The sequence below is a fragment of the Lamprobacter modestohalophilus genome (assembly GCF_016583905.1).
GTDB classification, from domain to species: Bacteria; Pseudomonadota; Gammaproteobacteria; order Chromatiales; family Chromatiaceae; genus Lamprobacter; species Lamprobacter modestohalophilus.
The window spans coordinates 29,154-49,806 of sequence record NZ_NRRY01000029.1 but is presented as its reverse complement, the minus strand read 5'-3'; the positions used below and the strand labels follow the sequence as shown (position 1 = coordinate 49,806).

The 20,653-nt window shown below is 62.4% G+C and carries 18 protein-coding genes and 3 pseudogenes; 8 read left to right on the top strand and 13 right to left on the bottom strand.

What is annotated here, in order from left to right; all coding sequences use genetic code 11:
- Window positions 1–570: 570 nt before the first annotated feature.
- From CKO42_RS16275 to CKO42_RS27400, 3 genes are all read left to right on the top strand, one after another.
- Window positions 571–1,533, top strand: coding sequence for a permease (locus tag CKO42_RS16275; RefSeq protein WP_200246306.1), 963 nt, complete (start codon window positions 571–573; stop codon window positions 1,531–1,533).
- Window positions 1,534–1,652: 119 nt separating this feature from the next.
- Window positions 1,653–2,153: a disulfide bond formation protein B gene (locus CKO42_RS16270; RefSeq protein ID WP_200246304.1), complete on the top strand. Its 501-nt coding sequence runs from the start codon at window positions 1,653–1,655 to the stop codon at window positions 2,151–2,153.
- A gap of 105 nt (window positions 2,154–2,258) precedes the next feature.
- Complete coding sequence (locus tag CKO42_RS27400; RefSeq protein WP_242479441.1) at window positions 2,259–2,558, top strand: thioredoxin family protein; 300 nt, start codon at window positions 2,259–2,261, stop codon at window positions 2,556–2,558.
- Here CKO42_RS27400 and CKO42_RS27395 read toward each other — a convergent pair.
- A pseudogene (locus CKO42_RS27395) lies at window positions 2,534–2,887 on the bottom strand (glutaminase); the annotation flags it as partial. The gene CKO42_RS27400 and the pseudogene CKO42_RS27395 sit on opposite strands and share 25 nt — an antisense overlap.
- Window positions 2,888–2,916: 29 nt before the next feature.
- On the opposite strand from CKO42_RS27395, the gene CKO42_RS16260 reads away from it, so the two are divergent.
- Window positions 2,917–3,498 (top strand): Uma2 family endonuclease, encoded by a 582-nt coding sequence (locus CKO42_RS16260; RefSeq protein ID WP_200246302.1) that lies wholly within the window; start codon window positions 2,917–2,919, stop codon window positions 3,496–3,498.
- 272 nt (window positions 3,499–3,770) lie between these two features.
- On the opposite strand, the gene CKO42_RS16255 is transcribed toward CKO42_RS16260, so the two are convergent.
- A complete protein-coding gene (locus CKO42_RS16255; RefSeq protein WP_200246300.1) occupies window positions 3,771–4,730 on the bottom strand; it encodes a GNAT family N-acetyltransferase in 960 nt (319 codons plus the stop codon).
- A gap of 225 nt (window positions 4,731–4,955) precedes the next feature.
- Between CKO42_RS16255 and CKO42_RS16250 the strand changes: the two genes are divergently transcribed.
- Window positions 4,956–6,530, top strand: coding sequence for an AAA family ATPase (locus CKO42_RS16250; RefSeq protein ID WP_200246298.1), 1,575 nt, complete (start codon window positions 4,956–4,958; stop codon window positions 6,528–6,530).
- Between the two features lie 187 nt (window positions 6,531–6,717).
- Window positions 6,718–6,840 carry a hypothetical protein gene (locus tag CKO42_RS27990; RefSeq protein ID WP_274608930.1) on the top strand — a complete coding sequence of 41 codons (123 nt, stop codon included), beginning with the start codon at window positions 6,718–6,720 and terminating at the stop codon, window positions 6,838–6,840.
- 87 nt (window positions 6,841–6,927) lie between these two features.
- On the opposite strand, the gene CKO42_RS16245 is transcribed toward CKO42_RS27990, so the two are convergent.
- The 3 genes from CKO42_RS16245 to CKO42_RS16235 form a co-directional block, all read right to left on the bottom strand.
- Window positions 6,928–7,284, bottom strand: a complete 357-nt coding sequence (locus CKO42_RS16245; RefSeq protein ID WP_200246295.1) for a Uma2 family endonuclease — start codon at window positions 7,282–7,284, stop codon at window positions 6,928–6,930.
- 419 nt (window positions 7,285–7,703) lie between these two features.
- Window positions 7,704–8,750: a rod shape-determining protein gene (locus tag CKO42_RS16240; protein WP_274608929.1), complete on the bottom strand. Its 1,047-nt coding sequence runs from the start codon at window positions 8,748–8,750 to the stop codon at window positions 7,704–7,706.
- 90 nt (window positions 8,751–8,840) lie between these two features.
- The gene (locus CKO42_RS16235) at window positions 8,841–10,163 is read right to left on the bottom strand and encodes a hypothetical protein (RefSeq protein ID WP_200246293.1); all 1,323 of its coding nucleotides are present in this window, start codon (window positions 10,161–10,163) and stop codon (window positions 8,841–8,843) included.
- Window positions 10,164–10,374: 211 nt separating this feature from the next.
- Between CKO42_RS16235 and phoU the strand changes: the two genes are divergently transcribed.
- Window positions 10,375–11,118, top strand: coding sequence for a phosphate signaling complex protein PhoU (gene phoU / locus CKO42_RS16230; protein ID WP_200246291.1), 744 nt, complete (start codon window positions 10,375–10,377; stop codon window positions 11,116–11,118).
- 73 nt (window positions 11,119–11,191) lie between these two features.
- On the opposite strand, the gene pstB is transcribed toward phoU, so the two are convergent.
- The 8 genes and pseudogenes from pstB to msrB all read right to left on the bottom strand — a co-directional run bounded on the left by pstB (window position 11,192) and on the right by msrB (window position 19,542).
- The gene (gene pstB, locus CKO42_RS16225) at window positions 11,192–11,938 is read right to left on the bottom strand and encodes a phosphate ABC transporter ATP-binding protein PstB (protein ID WP_420844325.1); all 747 of its coding nucleotides are present in this window, start codon (window positions 11,936–11,938) and stop codon (window positions 11,192–11,194) included.
- A gap of 129 nt (window positions 11,939–12,067) precedes the next feature.
- Window positions 12,068–12,862, bottom strand: a pseudogene (gene pstA, locus CKO42_RS27390) (phosphate ABC transporter permease PstA); the annotation flags it as partial.
- A 525-nt stretch (window positions 12,863–13,387) separates the two neighbouring features.
- Window positions 13,388–13,894 (bottom strand): annotated as a pseudogene (locus tag CKO42_RS27385) (DUF3333 domain-containing protein); the annotation flags it as partial.
- Window positions 13,887–15,278: a phosphate ABC transporter permease subunit PstC gene (pstC, locus tag CKO42_RS16215; RefSeq protein WP_200246280.1), complete on the bottom strand. Its 1,392-nt coding sequence runs from the start codon at window positions 15,276–15,278 to the stop codon at window positions 13,887–13,889. The gene pstC and the pseudogene CKO42_RS27385, both read right to left, overlap by 8 nt.
- A 125-nt stretch (window positions 15,279–15,403) precedes the next feature.
- On the bottom strand, window positions 15,404–16,447 hold the full coding sequence (locus CKO42_RS16210; protein ID WP_200246277.1) for a substrate-binding domain-containing protein: 1,044 nt from the start codon (window positions 16,445–16,447) through the stop codon (window positions 15,404–15,406).
- 195 nt (window positions 16,448–16,642) lie between these two features.
- Window positions 16,643–17,512 carry a trypsin-like peptidase domain-containing protein gene (locus CKO42_RS16205; RefSeq protein WP_200246274.1) on the bottom strand — a complete coding sequence of 290 codons (870 nt, stop codon included), beginning with the start codon at window positions 17,510–17,512 and terminating at the stop codon, window positions 16,643–16,645.
- 113 nt (window positions 17,513–17,625) lie between these two features.
- The gene (locus CKO42_RS16200; protein WP_242479440.1) at window positions 17,626–18,852 is read right to left on the bottom strand and encodes a D-alanyl-D-alanine carboxypeptidase/D-alanyl-D-alanine-endopeptidase; all 1,227 of its coding nucleotides are present in this window, start codon (window positions 18,850–18,852) and stop codon (window positions 17,626–17,628) included.
- Window positions 18,853–19,143: 291 nt separating this feature from the next.
- Window positions 19,144–19,542: a peptide-methionine (R)-S-oxide reductase MsrB gene (gene msrB, locus CKO42_RS16195; RefSeq protein ID WP_200246269.1), complete on the bottom strand. Its 399-nt coding sequence runs from the start codon at window positions 19,540–19,542 to the stop codon at window positions 19,144–19,146.
- 302 nt (window positions 19,543–19,844) lie between these two features.
- On the opposite strand from msrB, the gene CKO42_RS16190 reads away from it, so the two are divergent.
- Entirely contained in the window at window positions 19,845–20,513 is a 669-nt protein-coding gene (locus CKO42_RS16190) for a hypothetical protein (RefSeq protein WP_200246268.1), read from the top strand.
- The last annotated feature ends 140 nt before the right edge of the window (window positions 20,514–20,653 follow it).

The following is a 20,653-nucleotide window of genomic DNA, read 5'->3' as shown; positions in this document are numbered from 1 at the left end:
CTGCGCTTTGCCGTTGATGGACAGCAGGCGATCGGCCTTGGCGTCGGCCAATCGGTGCAAGTACAGTTCAGCGCTGCCCCGGACAGCCTCATCGCGCTCAGGATCACGCGGACATGGCCGGCCCTCGAGCCGGAGACCGACCTGCGTGTGTTCGAGGCCTGGATTCCCCCGCAAGCCGATCTCGCCATTGGCATGAGGGCGCAAGTCCGGGCCAATCCCGCCATCAGCTTGCAACTGCCAGCGAACAGCCTCGATGGTTTAGCGAGCCCCTCCGGCATCCTGGCTGCCCATGGATCAGGCCCCCAAGCCCAAGCCTAACGCGCATGGCGGCGGGCCAGAGCCACCCTGGCAGATGCATCGCATGAGATTCAGGTTCACCTGCCTGGGGCCGCATCACTCCGGCAGATGAAGCGCGAGAAGTTCAGGTTAACGAGCTTTAGCCGCACCAGGTGACACCTCGACTACATGCGGTTAATCATATATATGAAATCACAGATCTGCTAGGCTTGCTGATTCTTGGCCGAATCCGAGTGAGCTGCCGGCCACAGCAACCCAGTCTGGAGCCTCCGCATGCCCGACCCCTTCGCCTGGCTTGGCAATGTCATTGCCTATTCACTGTTCGGCCTGAGCCCAGACAGCGCGGCCGGCTCGGCCATGCAGTTCTTCGTTATGGATGTGGTCAAGCTCTTCGCACTCTTGGTCATCATCATCTATCTGATGGGCCTACTGCGGGCGCTGGTCTCGCCCGAGCGCGTGCGTGAGTTCGTGCGCGGCCGACCGGACTGGCAGGCGCGTGGCCTGGCCGTGGGACTGGGTGCGGTGACGCCCTTCTGCTCCTGCTCCTCGGTGCCGCTGTTCATCGGCTTCGTCGAGGCCGGCATTCCGCTCGGAGTGACCTTCTCGTTCCTGATCGCCTCGCCGATGATCAACGAGGTCGCTGCAGTGCTGCTGATCGGCATCCTCGGCTGGAAGCTGGCGCTGCTCTATATCGGCGCCGGGCTCATCGTCGCCTGGTTTGGTGGCATCATCATGCAGCGCTTCAAGCCAGAGCGCTGGGTTGAGGACTACGTCTGGAAGATCCAGATGGGCGAGACCGCCATCCAGCGCCCGGATACCAGCCTGCGCGGTCGGCACCGCTTCGCCGTCGCCGAGGTCAAGGAGATCCTGCGTCGGATCTGGAAGTGGGTCTTTATCGGCATCGGCGTCGGTGCGCTCTTCCATGGCTTCGTGCCGGAGCAATGGGTGGTCGAGCACCTTGGCGATGGTCAATGGTTGGCGGTTCCCGCTGCGGTGCTGGTTGGCATCCCGTTGTATTCCAATGCCACTGGCGTCATACCAGTGGCCGAGGCGATGCTTGGCAAGGGCGTCGCGATCGGCACCGTGCTGGCATTGATGATGAGCATCGCCGCGCTCTCGGTGCCGGAAATGCTGATTCTGCGCAAGGTCATTCGCTGGCAGGCGTTGGCACTGTTCGCCAGCGTACTCGCAATCTCCTTCATCATCGTTGGCTGGACCTTCAATCTGATCACCTGAGTCCCTATAGGATGTCCCTCACACTCGACTCCAGCATTCACTGCCCAGACTGCGGTTTCAGTCGCATCGAGCAGATGCCCACAGACGCAGAGCGATAGCCGCAGGAGTTGCTGCCATCCATGAACATCACTTCCACCCGCAGCCTTTGGCTGCTGATCGTCGCCGCGAGTGCTGCCCTCGCGCTGGCAAGCATCCTGCTGACCGAATGGCTGGCGCTACAACCCTGCCATCTTTGTATCTTTCAACGGCTGCTCTACATGCTCATGGCGCCCTTGGCGCTGTTCGCAGCACTCACCCCGGGCCTCGCACGGCGCATCAGCGGCGCCCTGACCGCCCTAGCAGCAGCGGGCGGTGCTGCGACAGCAACCTATCAGACCTGGCTGCAGGCGCAGCCGGCGGGCAGCGTCTCCTGCATTGGCCCTGACATGGGCCCAATCGAGCGGCTGGTGGAATGGCTCGGCATGCAACTGCCATCGCTGTTCATGGCCACCGGTTTCTGCGAAGACCAGGCTTTGGTAATCCTCGGCCTGTCGTTGGCGCAATGGGCGCTGGTCTGCTTCCTTCTGGCGCTACTTCTGAGTCTTTGGCTGCTCGTGCGATCGCGCGGGGAGCCGCGTTGAGGAGACCAATCTCAACACCAGAACCAGGCCCTAGAGTCCTTAGGATCAATGGTCGATGAACGGCTGCGGGAGCGACTGCTAACCTGATAACGAGGTCAAACCATCATGAAACAGATCAAGGTTCTCGGCTCTGGCTGCCGAAACTGCGAGATCACCGCCAAGGTCATCAGCCAGGCCGCGGCCGAGGCGGGCATCGAGATCGAGTTGGAAAAGGTGACCGATATCGCCGCGATCATGGGCTATGGTGTGATGTCCACACCTGGCGTCGTCGTCGATGGCGTTGTGGTCCACTCCGGTGGCGTGCCAGGACCGGAACAGGCGCGCGGCTGGGTCTGCGGTAGCGCCGACAGCAACAGAGGAATCACCCTCGAACCGCCGCTCTTGCCGGGCAGGCCGGTGTCATAGAGCCAGTCACCTGAGTGCTCGTAGAGGCCCGCCGTCACCATCACCGCCAGGACATGCTGACAGTGGATCGCCTCGATCACGGGCTCGCGGGTGACCGGATTGACCCCTCCATTGGCAAGCGTTGCCGCCATCACGGACAGATCACGCACGGTCACCCGCAGGGCGCATTGCCGCGTGTAGACATCGGTCGCCTGCAAGGGATCGAAATAGATCCGATCATAGCTCTGCAGCAAGCTGGCAATGCCGGTGTTGCGCTGATTGGCGGCAGACTCGGACTTGAAGCGGGTGTCCCGCGGCCAGCGCGACCCATCTATAGTACAGTGAGTCATCACTAAAAGATCTCAGCGGAAGCAACCGCATGGCAACCGTTCTGAAAGATCGCTTCGTCGCCCTTAAGGACTATTTCGCCTTGGATTCCGAGACTGCGGGCGAGCGTTGGGAGTGGCGCAATGGCGACGTCTACTGCATGACCGGCGCCCAGCCAGAACACAATCTCTGTTGCGTCAATCTCGTCGGCGAACTGCGCGCTGGGCTGCGTGGCTCCAGTTGTCGAACCTTCCCGAGCGATCAACGCGTCAAGGTCCACGCGGGTAGTCCTTACCTATACCCAGATGTCTCAGTCGCCTGCGATCCGCGCTACACGACCATCAACGGCCTACGCACACTGCTGAACCCGACGCTCATCGTCGAGATCCTCTCGCCCAGCACGGCTCAGGACGACAAGGGCACCAAGTTCATGCAGTACCAAACGATTGAGTCGCTCACCGATTATCTGCTGGTCGACTCCAGCGAGGTCGCTGTGCTGCATTACCGCAAGGAGAGCGAAGTTTGGACACCGCGACTTTTCGATCAGGCAAGCGACAGGGTCGAGCTTTCGCGATTGAACATCGTGTTACCCATCACCGAGATCTATCTCGATACGGGACTGCTGACCAGCTGAAATTGCTCGCCGTCAGAGGACAAGGCTGCTGAACTAAGCAAGGTGTCAGTCCATCGCCGGGCTCGGCGTCGTTCGATAGGAATTGAATCCCTGACGTGCCGCCGCCCGGTTGCCGAGCCGGTATTCAGGACGCTCGCTGTTGGGAGTGCCAGAGGTGGCTGTCCCAACCAAAATGCATCAAAACGTTCTACCAGATAATCCCGGTCGCCCTGCCGGGCGGCACCTACATCCTGCGCCGTCGCGCCACCGCCGTTGCAGAGTGCTCATGCGGCTCATGACAACGCCTCCCAGCTCGGATAGCTGAGTCCTGGAATGCGCGGGGTGCGCACGGGCAGTCCGTGGTGGCGGGCATAGGCCTCCCAGAGCTGGATCTTGTGCGCCAACCCCTCGGGCATGCCGGCGTCCATCCAGCGCAGCCGGTCCGCCCAGGTGCGCTCGCTGCGGATCAGTGGCCAGCCGTGCGTCGCCAGCCAGAGCGCCAGCGTCGGCTCCCAACGCTGCAAGTTGGCGCGGTCCTCACGCTCTGCTTCTGTGTGATGGTCGTGCCAGCGCAGCTGCTCACCGTCACGCGCCGCGCTGAAAATCGGCGTTTGGTCGGACTCGCGCAGCAGTTCGATGCGCGCCTGCTGGACCCGCACCCGCGGTGTCGGCAGCTCGCGCCAGCGCACCAGGCTCAGCACATGCTTCCAGTTGGCCACCGCGAACCCACAGTCGAGATAAAGCCGCACCGCCGGTTGCCAAAGCCAGTCCGTCTCCAACCGCAGCGCGGACAGCCCCACCTGCTCCATGGCGGCAAAGAGCCTGGTCAGCAACCGCTTCGCATGCCCCCGTCGGCGGCGTTCCGGAAAGACGTACAAGCTTGCAAAACCGAGGTGTGGGCCAGCCCAGCCCCAATCCCAGACCTGCAACGCAATCGTGCCGATCCGCTCGCCATCGACCAAGATCCAATAGGACCGGTACCAGTCAGACTCACGCGGGTCGCTGATCCGTTCCCCGGGTAGCAGCAGGCGCGAAGACCAAGCGTCGATGTCGCCAGCGGTCATCGCGCGCGGGTCCAAAGGCATTGCGGGGTTGTCGATACGGTGATCGAGAAAACTGCACAGCTCACAGGCGCGCCAAAGGGTGCGTGCGCCGGCATCGTCGAGGTCGAGCGGCACGACCGCAGGCGTGCCTGCCCGCAGTGGCTCGGCCACCTGCCGATGCAAGTCTTTCAGCTCGTCTTCACTCAGCATCTCCAGCTCCAGTTCCAGTTCCAGTTCCAGTTCCCGCTCCACAGTTAGCCATTCAGGATGCTACGCGAAACCGATCGGTATCGAATTCAGCCAGGAGCAGCGAGAGATGGCGAAGGAGATGTGCAGCGAGGTCTCAGATGCCAGCCCGATCCGTTCGGGGCATGGTAAGTTGCCCACTGGCTTTAACCCGGATTATCGCCTCGTCTCAATGCCGCAGGTACCCGCATGCGCTTCTTCAACACTGAAGGCCCGATCCGCCCCGAAGACCATTACAGCCTGCCACCTCTTTCACGCTGGGATCTCGAGCAGATCCTCAGCCTGATCGAGCAGAAGAAATATTTCCTGCTCCACGCCCCACGCCAGACGGGCAAGACCTCGTGTCTGCTGGCGCTGATGGAGCATCTGAATCGGTATGGGCACTATCGGGCGGTCTATGCCAACCTGGAAGGCGCTCAGGCCTGGCGCGAGCAACTTGCCGACGCCATGGCGACCATCGTCACCGATATCGCCACCTCGGCCCAGGTCTGGCTCGGCGACGAGGAGCGGCCAGGTCACGCCCGGGAGGTGCTCGCCAGCACCGCGCCCGGTTCGGCATTGAGCGTGTTTCTGAGTCAGTGGTGTCAACGCAGCGCCCAGCCCCTGGTACTGTTGCTGGACGAGGTCGACGCCCTGATCGGCGACACCCTAGTCTCCCTGCTGCGCCAACTGCGCGCCGGCTACCCGCAACGCCCGACGGCCTTCCCGCAGACGGTCGTGCTCTGCGGTGTGCGCGATCTGCGCGACTACCGCATCCACGCCAGTTCCGAGCGCGCGGTCATCACCGGCGGCAGCGCCTTCAACATCAAGGCCAAGTCCCTGCGCTTGGGCGACTTCAGCGCCGAGGAGACGCGCACCCTGCTGCTGGAGCACACGCAAGAGACCGGGCAGCTGTTCACCCCCGAGGCGCTAGAGCAAGTCTGGACGCTGACCCTAGGCCAACCTTGGCTGGTCAATGCGCTGGCCTATCGCGCCTGTTTCGAGCTGCCCGCGGGACGCGACCGGACCCAGCCGATCACGCGGGAACTGATCGATCAGGCCAAGGAGCAGATGATCATCGAGCGCGTGACGCATCTCGATCAGCTCGCCCATAAGCTGCAAGAGCCGCGGGTGCGCCGCGTGATCGAGCCGATGCTCGCCGGGATGCTAATTGAGGATGCGAGCGAGGATGAACGCGACTATTTAGTCGATCTCGGGCTGCTGAAGCGCGACGGCGCCGGCGGACTGATCGTTGCCAATCCAATCTATCGCGAGGTACTCCCCCGCGCCCTGGCCAGCGTTACGCAGGACTCGTTGCCCCGGATCACTCCAATCTGGCTCAAGGCCGATGGCCGCCTTGATCCCGAGCAGCTCCTCGACGCCTTTCTCGCCTTCTGGCGTCAGCACGGCGAGCCGTTGCTCAAAAGCGCCCCCTACCACGAGATCGCCCCGCATCTGGTGCTGATGGCCTTTCTGCATCGGGTCATCAACGGTGGCGGCACGTTGGAGCGCGAATACGCCATCGGCTCCGGGCGCATGGATCTGTGCCTGCGCTATGGCGCGGTGACGCTGGGGATAGAGCTGAAGGTCTGGCGCGATGGTCGCCCTGATCCGCTCGCCGAGGGGTTGAAGCAGCTCGATGCCTATCTGGCGGGATTGGGGCTTGACGGAGGCTGGCTGGTGATCTTCGATCGCCGCACTGGGCAGCCACCAATCGAGGCGCGCACCGCCAGTGAGGCGATGATCAGCCCCGGAGGGCGGGAGGTCGTCTTGGTGCGCGCCTAAGTTTCAACCTGGGACCAGCGGACCCTAGGGCCTAGGTCTCGGCTAGAAGCCATGTTCACCTGGCTGGTCATCTCGAGTAGTCGGCATGCTGATGACGAAGTTCCCCCGCATAGCCGCCTCGCCGCGCCGAAGTGGGGCAACGCTGGTGACGCCAACCAATCCTATCCACTTCAAAAAGGAGCACCAAATGGCACTGATCACGCATCGCCGGTTGTGGCTACTCATCGCCGGCACCAGCGCGGCACTCGCGCTGGCAAGCATCCCGGCGCGCGGCGGCGCTGAGCGCGATCGACCGCGCGATCGGAATTGATGGAGTAGCGCTAGGCTCGAGCTGCCCGGGGAAGACTTCCGGGCGGTTGCCCGTCATCCGGTGTCCGTCTCCGTCATCCGGTGCCCGTCATCCAAGACCGCTGAACAGGAGGCTTAGGTCGATCTCGATCGCTTCGAACGGCGGGATGCGCACCTTGGCCGTGGTCTCGTCCGGGCCTTCGGCCGTGAACAGGGCACGGTAGCCACCGTCATCCAGGGCATAGGCGATCAGCGCTCGGTCCTCGGGTGAGACAATCCAATAGAACGGAACGCCGGCACGTTGCAGACGCAGGAAGTGCGTGACCGTGTCCTTGCGCTCGTGGCCCGGGGAGAGGATCTCGCAGACCCAATCCGGCAACAGGGTCATGACGCCGGCAGGTCGCTCCGGCAGCCGCTCCTTGCGCCAACCGGCCAGGTCGTGGCTAGGGCAGCGATCATCTGGCATCGGTCGAGGCCTTTTAGTTGGGCAGTTCGATCGCTTTCATCGCCGTTTAGCGCGCTTGATCGAGGCAATGACCGGTAGAGAATGTCTGGAGCAATCTCTCGCGCGGCGAGCCGCACTTCAGCCTCGCCTAGGTCGCCTTGAACGACCTGATCATGGTATTCGCATTCGGCCCGATCTGCGCAGCACTCAAGTGGTCATGGCGCTGCACCTGCTTGGTCATCAAACTCGAGACAACAGGCTCTAGCGGAAAGCGATTGCCCCGCCGCCTTCAGCGAACCACTGCTATCCTGACCATCAGGAATCCCGCCCATCAGGAATCCCGCACTGGAGCCGATCACATAATGGCGGCCCTGAACAATCCGCCTCGTAAGCCCTTAGGCCGGTGCCTATCGGCGCTACGAGACCTTTGTCTATCCGTGCTACTCACGACGCAGGAGATCGATGCCACGCCGATCGATCTGCTCGAGCACCTTGCCTCCGCCACGCGCCACGCAGGTGAGCGGATCTTCCGCAACCACCACGGGCAGACAGGTCTCCTCGGCAATCAGACGATCGATATCGCGCAGGAGCGCGCCGCCACCCGTGATGACAATGCCGCGCCCGGCAACATCCGCCCCCAGCTCCGGCGGGGTCTGTTCGAGCGCCTGCTTAACCACCATCACAATCCCCATCAGCAGCTCCTGCAAAGCCTCTAGGACTTGTTGGCTATTGAGCGTGAAGCTGCGCGGCATGCCCTCGGTGAGATTGCGGCCCTTGACCTCAAGCTCATTGACCTCGCTGCTCGGAAAGGCCGACCCAATACTGTGCTTGATGTGCTCGGCCACCGCCTGGCCGATGACGCTACCGAAATGGCGACGCACATAACTGATGATGACGTCATTAAAGTTGTCACCACCAATCCGAACTGACTGGGAAAACACAATCCCATTCAATGAAATGACCGCAACCTCCGAGGTTCCACCGCCAATGTCCAACACCATCGAGCCGCGCGGCTCATGCACGGGCAGCTCGGCGCCAACCGCTGCCGCCATCAGCTCGTCAATCAGATAGACCTCACGTGCACCCGCCCCGATCGCCAGCTCTTTGATCGCGCGCCGCTCCACCTGGGTCGAGCCGCAGGGCACGGAGATCAGCACACGCGGGCTGGGACGAATCACCGACGACTGGTGCACCTTCTGCAGAAAATACTGCAGCATCTTTTCGGTGATCGTGAAGTCAGCGATCACGCCGTCCTTCATCGGCCGGATCGCGGTCAGATTCTGCGGTGTTCGCCCGAGCATCCGCTTCGCTTCGGCACCGACTGCGACCAGCGACTTGCGCCCGGTCGCGCTATCCTGACGAATCGCAACCACCGAGGGCTCGTTCAGCACAATCCCTTGCCCGCGGGTATAGATCACCGTATTCGCCGTTCCCAGATCGATCGCCAAATCGTTGGAAAAGAGTCCTCGAAAGCGCCTCAACAACATCAAACGTTTCCTCAACAGCAGGGAACACTACCCTAGCGCCCCAAGAATCATCGCCAGACAAGCATCATCGCCCAGAGAAGCATCATCGCCCTAACACCGCGGCACCCTATAGCGACGATGCGCAAGCTCTCCACCGCAAGGCTGACCTTGCACCTCGACCAGCACGCGGCCGGAATCATCGCTCAAGCGCCAATCAGCGATACCGATCTCTTCGCTGATGAAGAAGTGCCGCACCGCAAGCCGCTGCCGGCGCAGCAATGGCATCCGATGCAACACGCGGTTGTCGAGGCTCAGCCGCAGGCCGCCAGCCGCAGCCTCGATCCGCCGCCGCAATGGCCGTTGCACGCCGAGCACTGGGTCGTACACCCGCTCGGACCAGTCTAGCCGAAGACTCTCCGCCGGAAAACGCCACTGTCGAAGCGCTCCATCCTGCAGCCAACAGACCTCGACATAGCGCAGCGCTTGGCTGCCGCGATAGGTCTGCAGGACCAGCGCCTCGCTCGTCTCCGGCTTGGGCACAAACAAAAAGTCCCAGCCCTGCAACGGCAACGGCCGAATCCCGAAGCTATGCTCGGCGTAGGCGCTCGCAGCCTGCCAAGTCAACACCTGCTCGCCAGAGGCAACACGCGCCCGCAATGCAGCCGATGCATAGCAGGGATTGATGCCGCCTGACGCCTCGGCACATCCGTCTAAAAGGCCGGGCTCAAGCATCAGCTCGCCATCGGACCAGGCCATCGGCGATGGGCATTGCACCTGCCAATGCGCCCCCAAGGCCCGGCCGAGCCAGCCATCAAGACGCGTATCGAGCGCATTGGGCAAGGCCGCGCCTGGCACACCGGCATGCGCAAGGCGCAGCTTGAGCCCCTGCCCCGATTCGACGACAAGCGATGCCTCGGCAGCACTGGCTTGGCGGAGCTCGAGACAACAGTCGGCATCGCCAGCGCGCAGGCTAACCCGAGGCGAGTCTGGGCCGGACGGATCGAATGCGCAGGCCTCAGGCGCGAACAGATGCATCCAGCACAGCTCCGCCGTCTCGCCGCCAAGCAACGGGCCGCTCTCGTTAGCCGCGGCAACCGAGATCGGCAGTCGCGGACGATCCACGACGCCAGCGATAATCAACAGCAGACCGCCCTCAGCGATGCGCTGAAAGCGATGATCCGGATTCACCAGCGCCAAGCCGACGATGCCGTGAAACGCCGGCGATAGCACCGCGAAGTAGCGCCATTCGACGAAAGACGCCCGCGCGAGCCCATGCAGCGGCGGCGGCGCGATCGGGATGGAGTTCGCTAGATCAGTCGCCACTGTGGCGTCGAGCCCCAAGTGACCGCGATCGCGCGCAAGCACGCGCGCAGATAAATGCGCTCGATACCGCGGCCACTGCCACTGCATCGCCTGCAGCGCATCAGGGCTCACTCGACTGGCTCCTGGCGCCGTTCACACTGAGCGGAAACGAGCGAGCGTCGAACCATTGCATCCGATCGAAATCATTGCACCCAAGACAATCCCCTCTATCTAACACTGCCCTCTACCTCACACTTCTATGCGAAAATCTCAGCTCGGCAAGGCGTCAGCGCCCACAGACCCCAAGCCCCACACCATATCCCGACATCAGAGGCTAGAATCGATGCAGACGCACGACGATCATCATCATATCGTAAGCGCCTACGACCTTGAGCTTGCCCATTTCCGAAGCCTGGTCGTCGACATGGTCTCTGCCGTGGCTCGGCAGACGAGGGATGCAGTCGAGGCACTTGCGACCAACAGCAGCGCGCTCGCCCGCGAGGTCGTCGACCGCGACCCCGATGTCGACGCACTCAGCCTGGCCGCCGATGAAGAGGTGTTTCGCGTCATCGCCAAGCGGCAGCCAACCGCGATCGACCTTCGCCTCGTCTTGGCGACGGCGCGCATCGTGGGCGAGCTGGAACGGGCCGGCGACAAGGCCAAGCGCATTGCAAAGCATTGCCTGAAGCTGATCGATACCGAGACCCGCCCACTCTTACCGGAATTGGCCATCGAGCCGATGCAACGGTTGATGGACATCGACTGTGAGCTGCTGCAGGATGCTGTCTCTGGCCTCGTCGAGGCCGATCTGCAGAAGGCCGTTGCCGTTTTCCAGGCGGACTCGCGACTCAGTGGCGCAAGTGGTCAAGTGCGCAGCAGCCTGTTCGACCCGGCCACGGGACTGAGCGGCGATCACTTCGCCAGCCTGCTCACCGTGGCTCATGCATTGGAGCGCACCGGCAACCACGCCAACAACATCGCCGAGCAGGTCGTCTATGTGATTACCGGTGAGGATGTGCGCTTCCGCAACCGTGAGTTGCTGATTGACCGTCTTCGCAGCGAACGCCCCGCCTCATCCAACCGCTAAAGGCGCAGGCTGGCCCCGTCGTGCCAGCCCGGCCGGCGTTACCGTTCAAGCGGCTGGAGTGGCTTGAGCCGACCTAGCCGAAACGGCCAGTGATGTAGTCCTCGGTCAGCTTGTGCTTGGGCTGATTGAAGATGTCATCGGTGGTGCCGACCTCGACCAGATCGCCGAGATGGAAGTAGGCGGTGCGCTGTGACACGCGCGCGGCCTGTTGCATCGAGTGGGTGACGATGGCGATGGTGTACTGCTGGCGCAGTTCATCGATCAGCTCTTCGATGATCGCGGTCGCGATCGGGTCCAAGGCCGAGCAGGGCTCGTCCATCAGGATCACTTCAGGTGAGACCGAGAGGGTGCGGGCGATACAGAGACGTTGCTGTTGGCCGCCCGAGAGGCCGGTGCCGGGCGCGTCGAGCCGATCCTTGACCTCTTTCCACAGGCCCGCGCGCTGCAGGCTGGTCTCGACCAGCTCATCGAGCTCGGCGCGGCTGTTGGTCAGTCCATGGATACGGGGGCCGTAAGCGATGTTCTCGTAGATCGACTTTGGGAACGGGTTCGGCTTCTGAAACACCATGCCGACTCGGGCCCGCAGCGGCACCACATCGATGCTCTTGTCCTGGATCTCTTGGCCATCGAGCTGGATCGAGCCTTCCACCCGCGCTGCCGGAATCGTGTCGTTCATTCGATTCAGGCAGCGCAGGAAGGTCGACTTACCGCAGCCCGAGGGACCGATCATCGCGATCACCTCATTTTGGCCGATATCGAGACTCACGTTCTTGATCGCCTGGTTGGCGTTGTACCAAACGTTGACGTCTCGACACTCCATGCGTGGATTCGGCGAGCTGATCTCACCGACCGTGATGGTCGTGGATTGATCTTGCGCTAAGTGATCGGCCGTCAGGTTAATCGGTTTCACTGCAATAGCTTCAGCGGTCATATTCATTAGGGGATCTCATTACCAGCGCCGCTCGAAGCGTCTGCGTAGCAGCACAGCGGTTAGGTTCATTAGGATGAGGAAGGCCAATAGCACCATGATCGCGGCCGAGGTGCGCTCGACAAAGCCACGCTCGGGGCTATCCGCCCACAGGAAGATCTGCACGGGCAGCACCGTGGCCGCGTCCGTGAACCCCTGCGGTATGTCAACAATGAAGGCAATCATGCCAATCATCAGCAGCGGCGCACTCTCGCCCAGTGCCTGGGCCATGCCGATGATGGTGCCGGTCATCATCCCCGGCAGCGCCAATGGCAGAACATGATGGAGCCGGGTCTGCAGCGGCGAGGCACCAACCCCCAACGCGGCTTCGCGGATTGAAGGCGGCACCGATTTCAGCGCCGCCCGACTGGCGATGATGATCGTCGGCAGCGTCATTAGGGTCAACACCATCGCCGCCACCAGGGGTGTCGAGCGTGGCACGCCAAAGAAATTGATGAACACCGCAAGTCCCAGCAGACCGAAAACGATCGACGGCACCGCGGCCAGGTTGTTGATATTCACCTCGATCAGATCGGTAATGCGATTCTTCGGCGCAAACTCCTCCAGATATAAGGCCGCTCCGACGGCAATCGGGAACGAGAACAGCAGCGTCAACACCAAGGTATAGAATGACCCCAGCACCGCACCGGCAATACCGGCCAGCTCCGGCTCGCGCGAGGTGCCATTGGTGAAGAAGGGAACATTGAAGCGCTTGCTCAGCAGCCCCTCATGCTGCAACTGCAGCACCCAGGCGAGTTGCTGATCCGTGAGTCGGCGCGCATCCTGGGGCGTCGTCAGCTCGAGCGTCTCCCAGGTGCCAGCCTCGGCTGGCGCGGCCGAGGCCGGTGGCACCAATAGCTCACCGCGTGCGCTGTTCGGCTCCAACGCCACCAGCTTGATCAGCCCATCGTTGATACGCAGCAGGAAACTCGGTGCCTCCGCGCTGAGCACCAACTCATCGCTCCCTTCGGCCTCTGCGCGTAAGGCCTGGATCTTGGTCTCCAGCTGTGCCATATCGCGCTCATTGCGAGCCGCTTCACGCTCAGCTTCGCCCGCTTGGTCATCGCTCAGTCCACCTTGCTCGAGCAGCGCGGTCTGAGCATCCCGCGAGCGCTGCAGACGCGCCTGCTGGCGCGCTAGTCGGTCGGCGTTGTCGACGAGGCGAGCCCGAGCCCGCTCGAGGAGTGGCAACAAGCCGTCATCCGTGACCCGGACAACAACCGCTTTGCCGATCTTGTCCAGATCACCTTCGACGGAGGCAACACCAGTGCCATCGAGACGCGAGATCGGCGTCGACCGTCCCTTCATGAACATGTCGACGTCATCATCGACCAGCAGCCGGACCGAACGCTCGCTACCAATCACCGCCGGGTCGCTGGTCACCATCTGCCGCAGCTGCAAGGGTGCCCCTGGGCTGAGCAACGCGTCCAGACTGCGCCGCTGGGTCCGGCCCGTGACCTCTGGAAACTCGGCGCGTAGGGCGTCACGAGCAAGCTTCAAGAAGTTCACAGACCGCAGTTGCCGCGCAATCTCGATCTCATCCAGGCCACCCTCGGCCAGCTTCCCGCTCGGATCGATCAGCTCGGCATTAAAGGCCACCGGCAGCTCAACATAGGACTGGAAAAAGGCCGTGTAACCTTTGCTGACGATGCTGACAAAGAGGATCAGCACGAAGCTGAGCCCAAGCACCACGGCGCTGGCGCCGAACAGCCGGAACCGGCGCTCGGTCGCATAGCGGCGCTTGAGGCTCGCCTCGACGATCTCTCTCGGGCTGCGGCGCGTGCCGCTTGCAGTTGATCTGTTACTCATACTGTTCACGGTATTTGCGCACGATGTGCAGCGCGATGACATTGAGAATCAGCGTGACGACGAAAAGCGTGAGTCCAAGCGCGAAAGCGGCCAGGGTCTTGGCACTATCGAACTCCTGGTCACCGGTGAGCAGGGTGACAATCTGCACCGTCACCGTGGTCACGCTCTCGAACGGATTCGCGGTCAGGTTCGCGGCCAAGCCGGCGGCCATCACCACGATCATGGTCTCGCCGATCGCGCGCGAGACCGCCAGTAGTACACCGCCGACAATCCCCGGCAGCGCAGCCGGGAAGATCACTCGGCGGATGGTCTCGGATTGGGTCGCGCCCAGCGCATAGGAGCCGTCGCGCAACGATTGCGGCACGGCGTTGATGACATCCTCTGAGAGCGAGGAAACAAAGGGGATGATCATAATGCCCATCACCAAGCCAGCCGCGAGCGCACTCTCGGAGGCAATGTCGAGGCCGACACTCTCGCCTAGCCCGCGCATGAAGGGAGCGACCGTGAGAGCGGCGAAGAAGCCATAGACCACGGTCGGAATACCGGCCAAGATCTCCAGCACCGGCTTGGCCCAGGCGCGCACCTGGCGTGGTGCGTACTCAGCCAGATAGACCGCCGACAGCAGCCCCACCGGCACCGCCAGCAACATGGCAATAAACGAGATCAGCAAGGTGCCAGTGAACAGCGGGATGGCGCCAAAGGCCCCTGAAGCCCCCACCTGCTCCGCACGCAGTGCGATCTGCGGGCTCCATTTGGTACCGAACAGAAACTCGGTCCAAGGCACCTGTTGAAAAAAGCGAATCGATTCGAACAGCACCGAGAGCACGATGCCAAGTGTGGTCAGGATTGCGATTGAGGAGAACAGGATCAGCACGATCATCGCAATCGACTCGACCCGATTGCGGGCCCGGAAGCTCGGCGTGGTGTGCTGCCAGGCCCAAGCCATACCGGCCAGCACCATGGCACCGACTAGTGCCCAGAGCGTTGCCGTGGCGATGCCCTGCAGCCGCTGATAATGGGCAGCGGCCGCCTCAACCTCCGCGCTTGGCTCACGGCCCATCAGGTTGCCGTCGGCCAGGTTACGGATATCGCTCACCAATAGACTCAGCTGGCCCTCAGAGAGGTTGGCGGTGGTCTCCAGCGGCAGCTCGGCAAGGGTCAGCGCGGTCAGGATCTGGCCCTGTAAACCGGCCCAGAACAGTAGCAACAGCAAGGACGGGAGGCCGACCCAGAGCGCGGCGTAGTAACCGTAATAGGCCGGCAATGAGTGCAGGCGGTTGATCTGAGTGATGCCGCCAGCCACGCCAATGGCACGCTTACGCCCCAGGTGATAGGCCAACGCCATAGCGGCCAGGATGATAAACAACAACAGCGAAGGGCTCATAAGGGCTCGCGGTCTTGATGAGTGTCTGAACAGCTAAAACGCAACACGCCAGCAGCCCTCACAGGCCGCTGGCGATTGCGAGCCACGATGCCGCGCAACGGCCACATCGCGGATCGAGCCAGCTTTTATTCCGGGCTGGACATCGGCTCCAACGCCTGCGATGACTTGGCGACCTTCGCACGCATGTCGTCCGGCAGCGGGATCAGCCCCTTGCTCGGCAGATAGCCATCCGGGCCCCAGGCATTCTCGCTGGTGAAAGCGGTGACGTACTCCTGGATGCCAGGAATGGTGCCAACATGGGCGTTCTTGACATAGAAGTACAGCGAGCGCGAGACCGGATAGTCACCGCTGGCGATGTTGTCGAAGGTCGGCTCAACGCCGTCGATGATGGTGCCCTGCAGCTTGTCAGCGTTCTGATCCAAGAAGCTGAAGCCGAAGACGCCGAGCGCATCCGCGTTCGAGTCGAGCTTTTGCACGATCAGGTTGTCGTTCTCACCAGCCTCGACGTAGGCACCGTCCTCACGCACCGAGCGGCAGACGGCCTTGTACTGGTTCTTGTCTTCCTTCTTCATCGCGGCGATCCAATCGAAGGTCTTGCAGCCTCCTTCCATTGCGATCTCGGCGAAGGCATCACGGGTACCTGAGGTCGGCGGTGGGCCGAGCACCTCGATGGCGACGTCGGGCAGGTCTGGGTTGACGTCCTTCCAGGTCTTGTAGGGGTTAGCCACCAGCTCTTCGCCGCCCTCTGGGTTTGGCACATCCTTCGCCAGTGCCAGCCACAGGTCGCGCAGCGACAGCTCAAGCTGCGGCGCCTTCTTCGAGTTGGCGACAGCGATGCCGTCATAACCGATGACGACCTCGGTGATCTCCTTCACGCCGTTGTCCTGGCACTGCTCGAACTCAGAGACCTTCATCCGCCGAGAGGCGTTGGTCACGTCCGGATGCTCGACACCAACACCAGCGCAGAACAGCTTCATGCCGCCGCCCGAGCCGGTCGACTCGATCTTCGGCGTGTTGAACTCAGTCGCGTTACCGAAGTTCTCAGCAACCGTGGTCGCGAACGGGAACACCGTTGAGGAACCGACGATATTGATGGTATCGCGCGCCATCGCCTGCGACGACAGGGAGAGCGTGCCAAGGACGGCAATGGCAATTACAGATTTCTTCATGGAGAGACTCCATCAGGGGGGTGAATCGAGTCACCTATTGTGTCCCTTAACTATTGATATGATATGACTATAAGATTGCAGTTTGATGACAACGCCTCAGCCGCCGTCGGCGACTCACTGGATATTCACCGCAGACATCCACCGCAGACATCCACCGCAACCATCCACCGCAACCGAGGCGCTACGAGCAGTTGCTTAACGCTGACCGATGATGCGCCGCATGGCGCGCTGGACGCGGTTGCTCGGCACCGAGAAGCCGATACCGACGTTGCCGCCGGAGGGTCCGATGAGGGCCGTGTTAATACCGACAACCTCGCCAGCCAGGTTCACCAGCGGGCCGCCGGAGTTACCTGGATTGATCGAGGCATCGGTTTGGATGAGGCCACCGAGGGTGTCACCGGCGATACCGCCGCGCCCGACGGCACTGACGATGCCGGAGGTGACGGTCTGGCCGATGCCGAACGGATTACCGATCGCGACCACGAAGTCGCCAACCTCCAGTGCGGAAGAGTCGCCAAAACGCAGAGCCGGTACGCGCACTGGTGGAATTCGCAGCACGGCGGTATCGGCGCTGGCATCACTGCCGATCAAGGTCGCCCGAAAGCTGCGCCGGTCTTTGAGGGTGACGGTGATCTCGGTTGCGTCGCGAATCACATGCGCATTCGTCAGCACATAGCCGCGCTTGGCGTCGATAATCACGCCCGAGCCGGCGCTCTGGGTACGCTGACGTTGCACCGATTCGGGTAACGGCAGATCAAAACGCTCCAGGAAACGCCGGAACGCCGGGTCGCGCAGGAATGGATGCTCCTCGAGCCGGGTCTCGGAATCGACCGAGATGTTGACGACCGCCGGTGTGATCGGACGCAGCAAGGGTGCGAGCGAGGGATAGCCTTTGCCGCCAATGCCTTTGAGATAGACCGGCAGCGCGGAGCCCCGATCGGCTGACATTGAATCCGACCGTGCCCCTGTATCGAGGGACGGCGCGAGCGCTGTGCCCGCACAACCGCTGGCGAGCCCAAGGATGAGCGCGAACGCGATCAACGCTCGCGCACAGCGTGCTGTCATCGAGATCAGGCTCGAGCTGAACCGGGGCCTTGGGCGCAGAGAGTGGGCTTCGCACGCCGCCCGCAATCGCGGTCTACGCCAGTGTGCAATGCCTAGCCAGTCCATGCGCAGCATCAGTTCCCGCGCAACGCCGAGTGCTGGGTCAAGGCGCTCGCCACCTCGAGACGGAAGCCATAGGCCACCGGCTGATTGATCATCAGGCTAAACGGCAGCCAGTCGCGCCCGCGGCGCACAAAACCAGCATAGGTGCTGACCCCGCGCAGGGTGCCGGTCTTCGCACGCACGTCCGCAGCATTATCTTGCGCCGACAGCAGATCGAGATGCGGCCGCAGCCGCTCGAGAACATCTAACATCTGCCGACCGCTGAGGCGATTCCCACGCGAGAGGCCGGCGCCGTCTTCGATGCTGAAATCCCGCCAGCCAAAGGTCTGCCGCGCCCAGCGCTCCATGGTCTGCTGCGCGCTGGCCATGCTCGCGCGGCCGTTCTGCTCGCCGAGCAATAGGAACAGATCGTTGGCAACGAAGTTGGTCGAATATTCGAGCATGTTCTTGACTACCTGGCCGAGCGTTTGGCTGCTGCGATGGGTGTAGACCAGCTTCGCCGACGGCGGGACTGCGCCCCTCTCAACCTGCTCCCCAACCTGAAGACCGCCCTGCTGCAGCTTGGCCTTCAAGACCTCGCCAAAATGGCCCAGTGCGGTCTCACCATCAACAAGATTGATGCGGTGCTTGCCATCCCCGAGGCCGCGGCCGAGCCGCTGCGCTGTCGGCGTGATCGGGGTTTGCATCTCGGCGCTGGTGACACGCCCGGCCGACACCAGCAGGCTTGCGGTGTTGAAGTTGACCGCGAGCGCAGTCACAGGCGCGTCGTAGGGATTATTGCTCGATGAGCGACCGGGGATGACAACCTGCGTTCCAAACAATTGGGCATCGAGTCCAAGCCCAGATACTGTTCGCACGCCAACAGCCTTCAGTGCACTCACCACCCGATCCAGCTCCTCTGAGACCAGGTAGGGATCGCCGCCACCTTTCACCCAGAGACGGCCATCGCGGCCCAGATAGAAGCGCGTTTCGAAGCGGTGCTTCAACCCCCAACGCTCAATCGCAGCCAAGGCGGTGATCAGCTTCATGGTCGAAGCCGGAACCAACAGCCGATCTGGCTCATCGGCGATCAGCAGGCGGCGGCCATCGCTGACCACCAGACTGGCATCCTGCAGCGCCAGGGCCTGCTCGACCGGTCCAGCGACGGCAACGCCTGCCAGCATGGGCGAGACCAACAGGCCAAGCAATAGGCCGAGCAATGAGCCAGCAACCGCCCGCGAAGGGAACAGAACGCACATGAACGACACCCTAAAAGACCGCATGAAAAGACCGCATGAAAAGACCACTTTGAGAAACGCTCGCGAGCATAGCACGCAGCCGTCATCCTTCTGTGGCGCAGGCAGCCTTTAACGCTCATCTGGCGCGGTGCCACCTCGGAGCATGCTTCGCGAGCGTGTCGCGAGCGTGTCGCGAGAGCGTCAGGGTAACGTCGATCAGGCGTCGCCACACCCCGCACCATGAAGCGCTTGTTCCAGGGTAACGACGACAGGATCGGGACGACTGCGGCCTCAGGCCTTAGGCCTTAGGCCTTAGGCCTTAGGCTCCAGCTCCAAAGACACCGAGTTGATGCAGTAGCGCAGGCCCGTCGGCCTCGGCCCATCCGGAAACACATGCCCGAGATGGGAATGACATCGTGCGCAATGCACTTCGGTTCGACGCATGCCATAACTCGTGTCGGTGTCAGTCTCGACCGCCGACTCGTTCAGCGGCGCGAAGAAGCTCGGCCAGCCGGTGCCGGAGTCGAACTTGTGCTCGGCGTCGAATAATTCCGCTCCGCAAGCTGCACAGCGGTAACGACCGGGCGCTTTGGTGTCGAAGTAAGCACCGCTGAAGGCCGGCTCAGTCCCATGCTCACGCAGCACCCGGTATTGCTCGGCGCTCAACTGAGCGCGCCATTCGGCCTCGGTCTTCTCGATCTTCTCGCTCATGCGCTTGACCTCGTCAACTTGGTGGCATCGTCATCATGGTGGAATTCAGGGTTATGATGAGCGCGCCCAGCCCGGAGTCGGCTGCGGCTGCGGCTGGTTGAGGCAACAGTGCGAGCGTCGCTATACTCACGAGGCTCCAAGCCGCTCTTCGCTCCTTTACACATCTGCTCCTTTTCACCTCTGGTCTCAGCGACACCTCTGGTCTCAGCGATGCACCCCACTGCGCTCCAAACCCTGATGTCATCTGTGATGGGGCCTGGCCTGGCCAATGTCCACCCTGCTCGCTCGTCTCAGGCCTGAGCATGCAGCGCTCCTCTCGCCCCTTCATTGCCCGCTTGATCATGGCGGTCGCCGCCGTCGGTCTGTTTATCGTCGGCTACCAGTGGGGCAACCAGTTTCAAACCGCCCAGCAGCCCCCACTGCGTATCGATGGCGTCTTACTGCGCCCGCCCGTCGAACTGCCCGAGCTTGATCTGCATGGACCTCAAGGCCCGTTCAGCCGCGCCGACCTCGACGCACAGTGGTCGCTAATCGCCTTCGGCTCGCCAGGGAGCGCGGCCGGCCATCGTGGCGTCTCGCGCCTGATCGAGATCGCAAACCGAGTCGCTGATCAGCCCGATCTGCGAAAGCGCCTGCAGCTCCTGCAGATCAGCGCCGATGATGCACCAACGCTCGCGCGCGACTTCGAGCAGCTCACACCAAGCTTGCGCGTATTGAGTACCCCCGAACAGCGCTTGGCCGAGTTGAAGACAGCGGTTGGCGCTGGGCAGAACGAGCCAGCAGAGGCTGCTGACGGACCGCCACCGTTGTTCCTGGTTGATCCAAGGGCGCGCTTGGTTGCCCTCTTCGCCGGCGGTCAACCGGCTGCCAAGGTCGCGGATGATCTGAAAATGCTTTCAGAACGGCCAGAGGCATTGGTGGCTGTGCCGGAATCGGCTGATACCGCTGCGACGAATCACCCAGACCAGTAAGACCGGCACCACGCATCCCCGCGGTTCATCCTCGACCTAATCCGTCTAGCGAATCCCTCTACCGAATCCACCCAACTCACCCGACCAGCTCACCCGACTAGCTCACCCGGCTAGCGAACCAGAGTAGCGATCCCTATCAG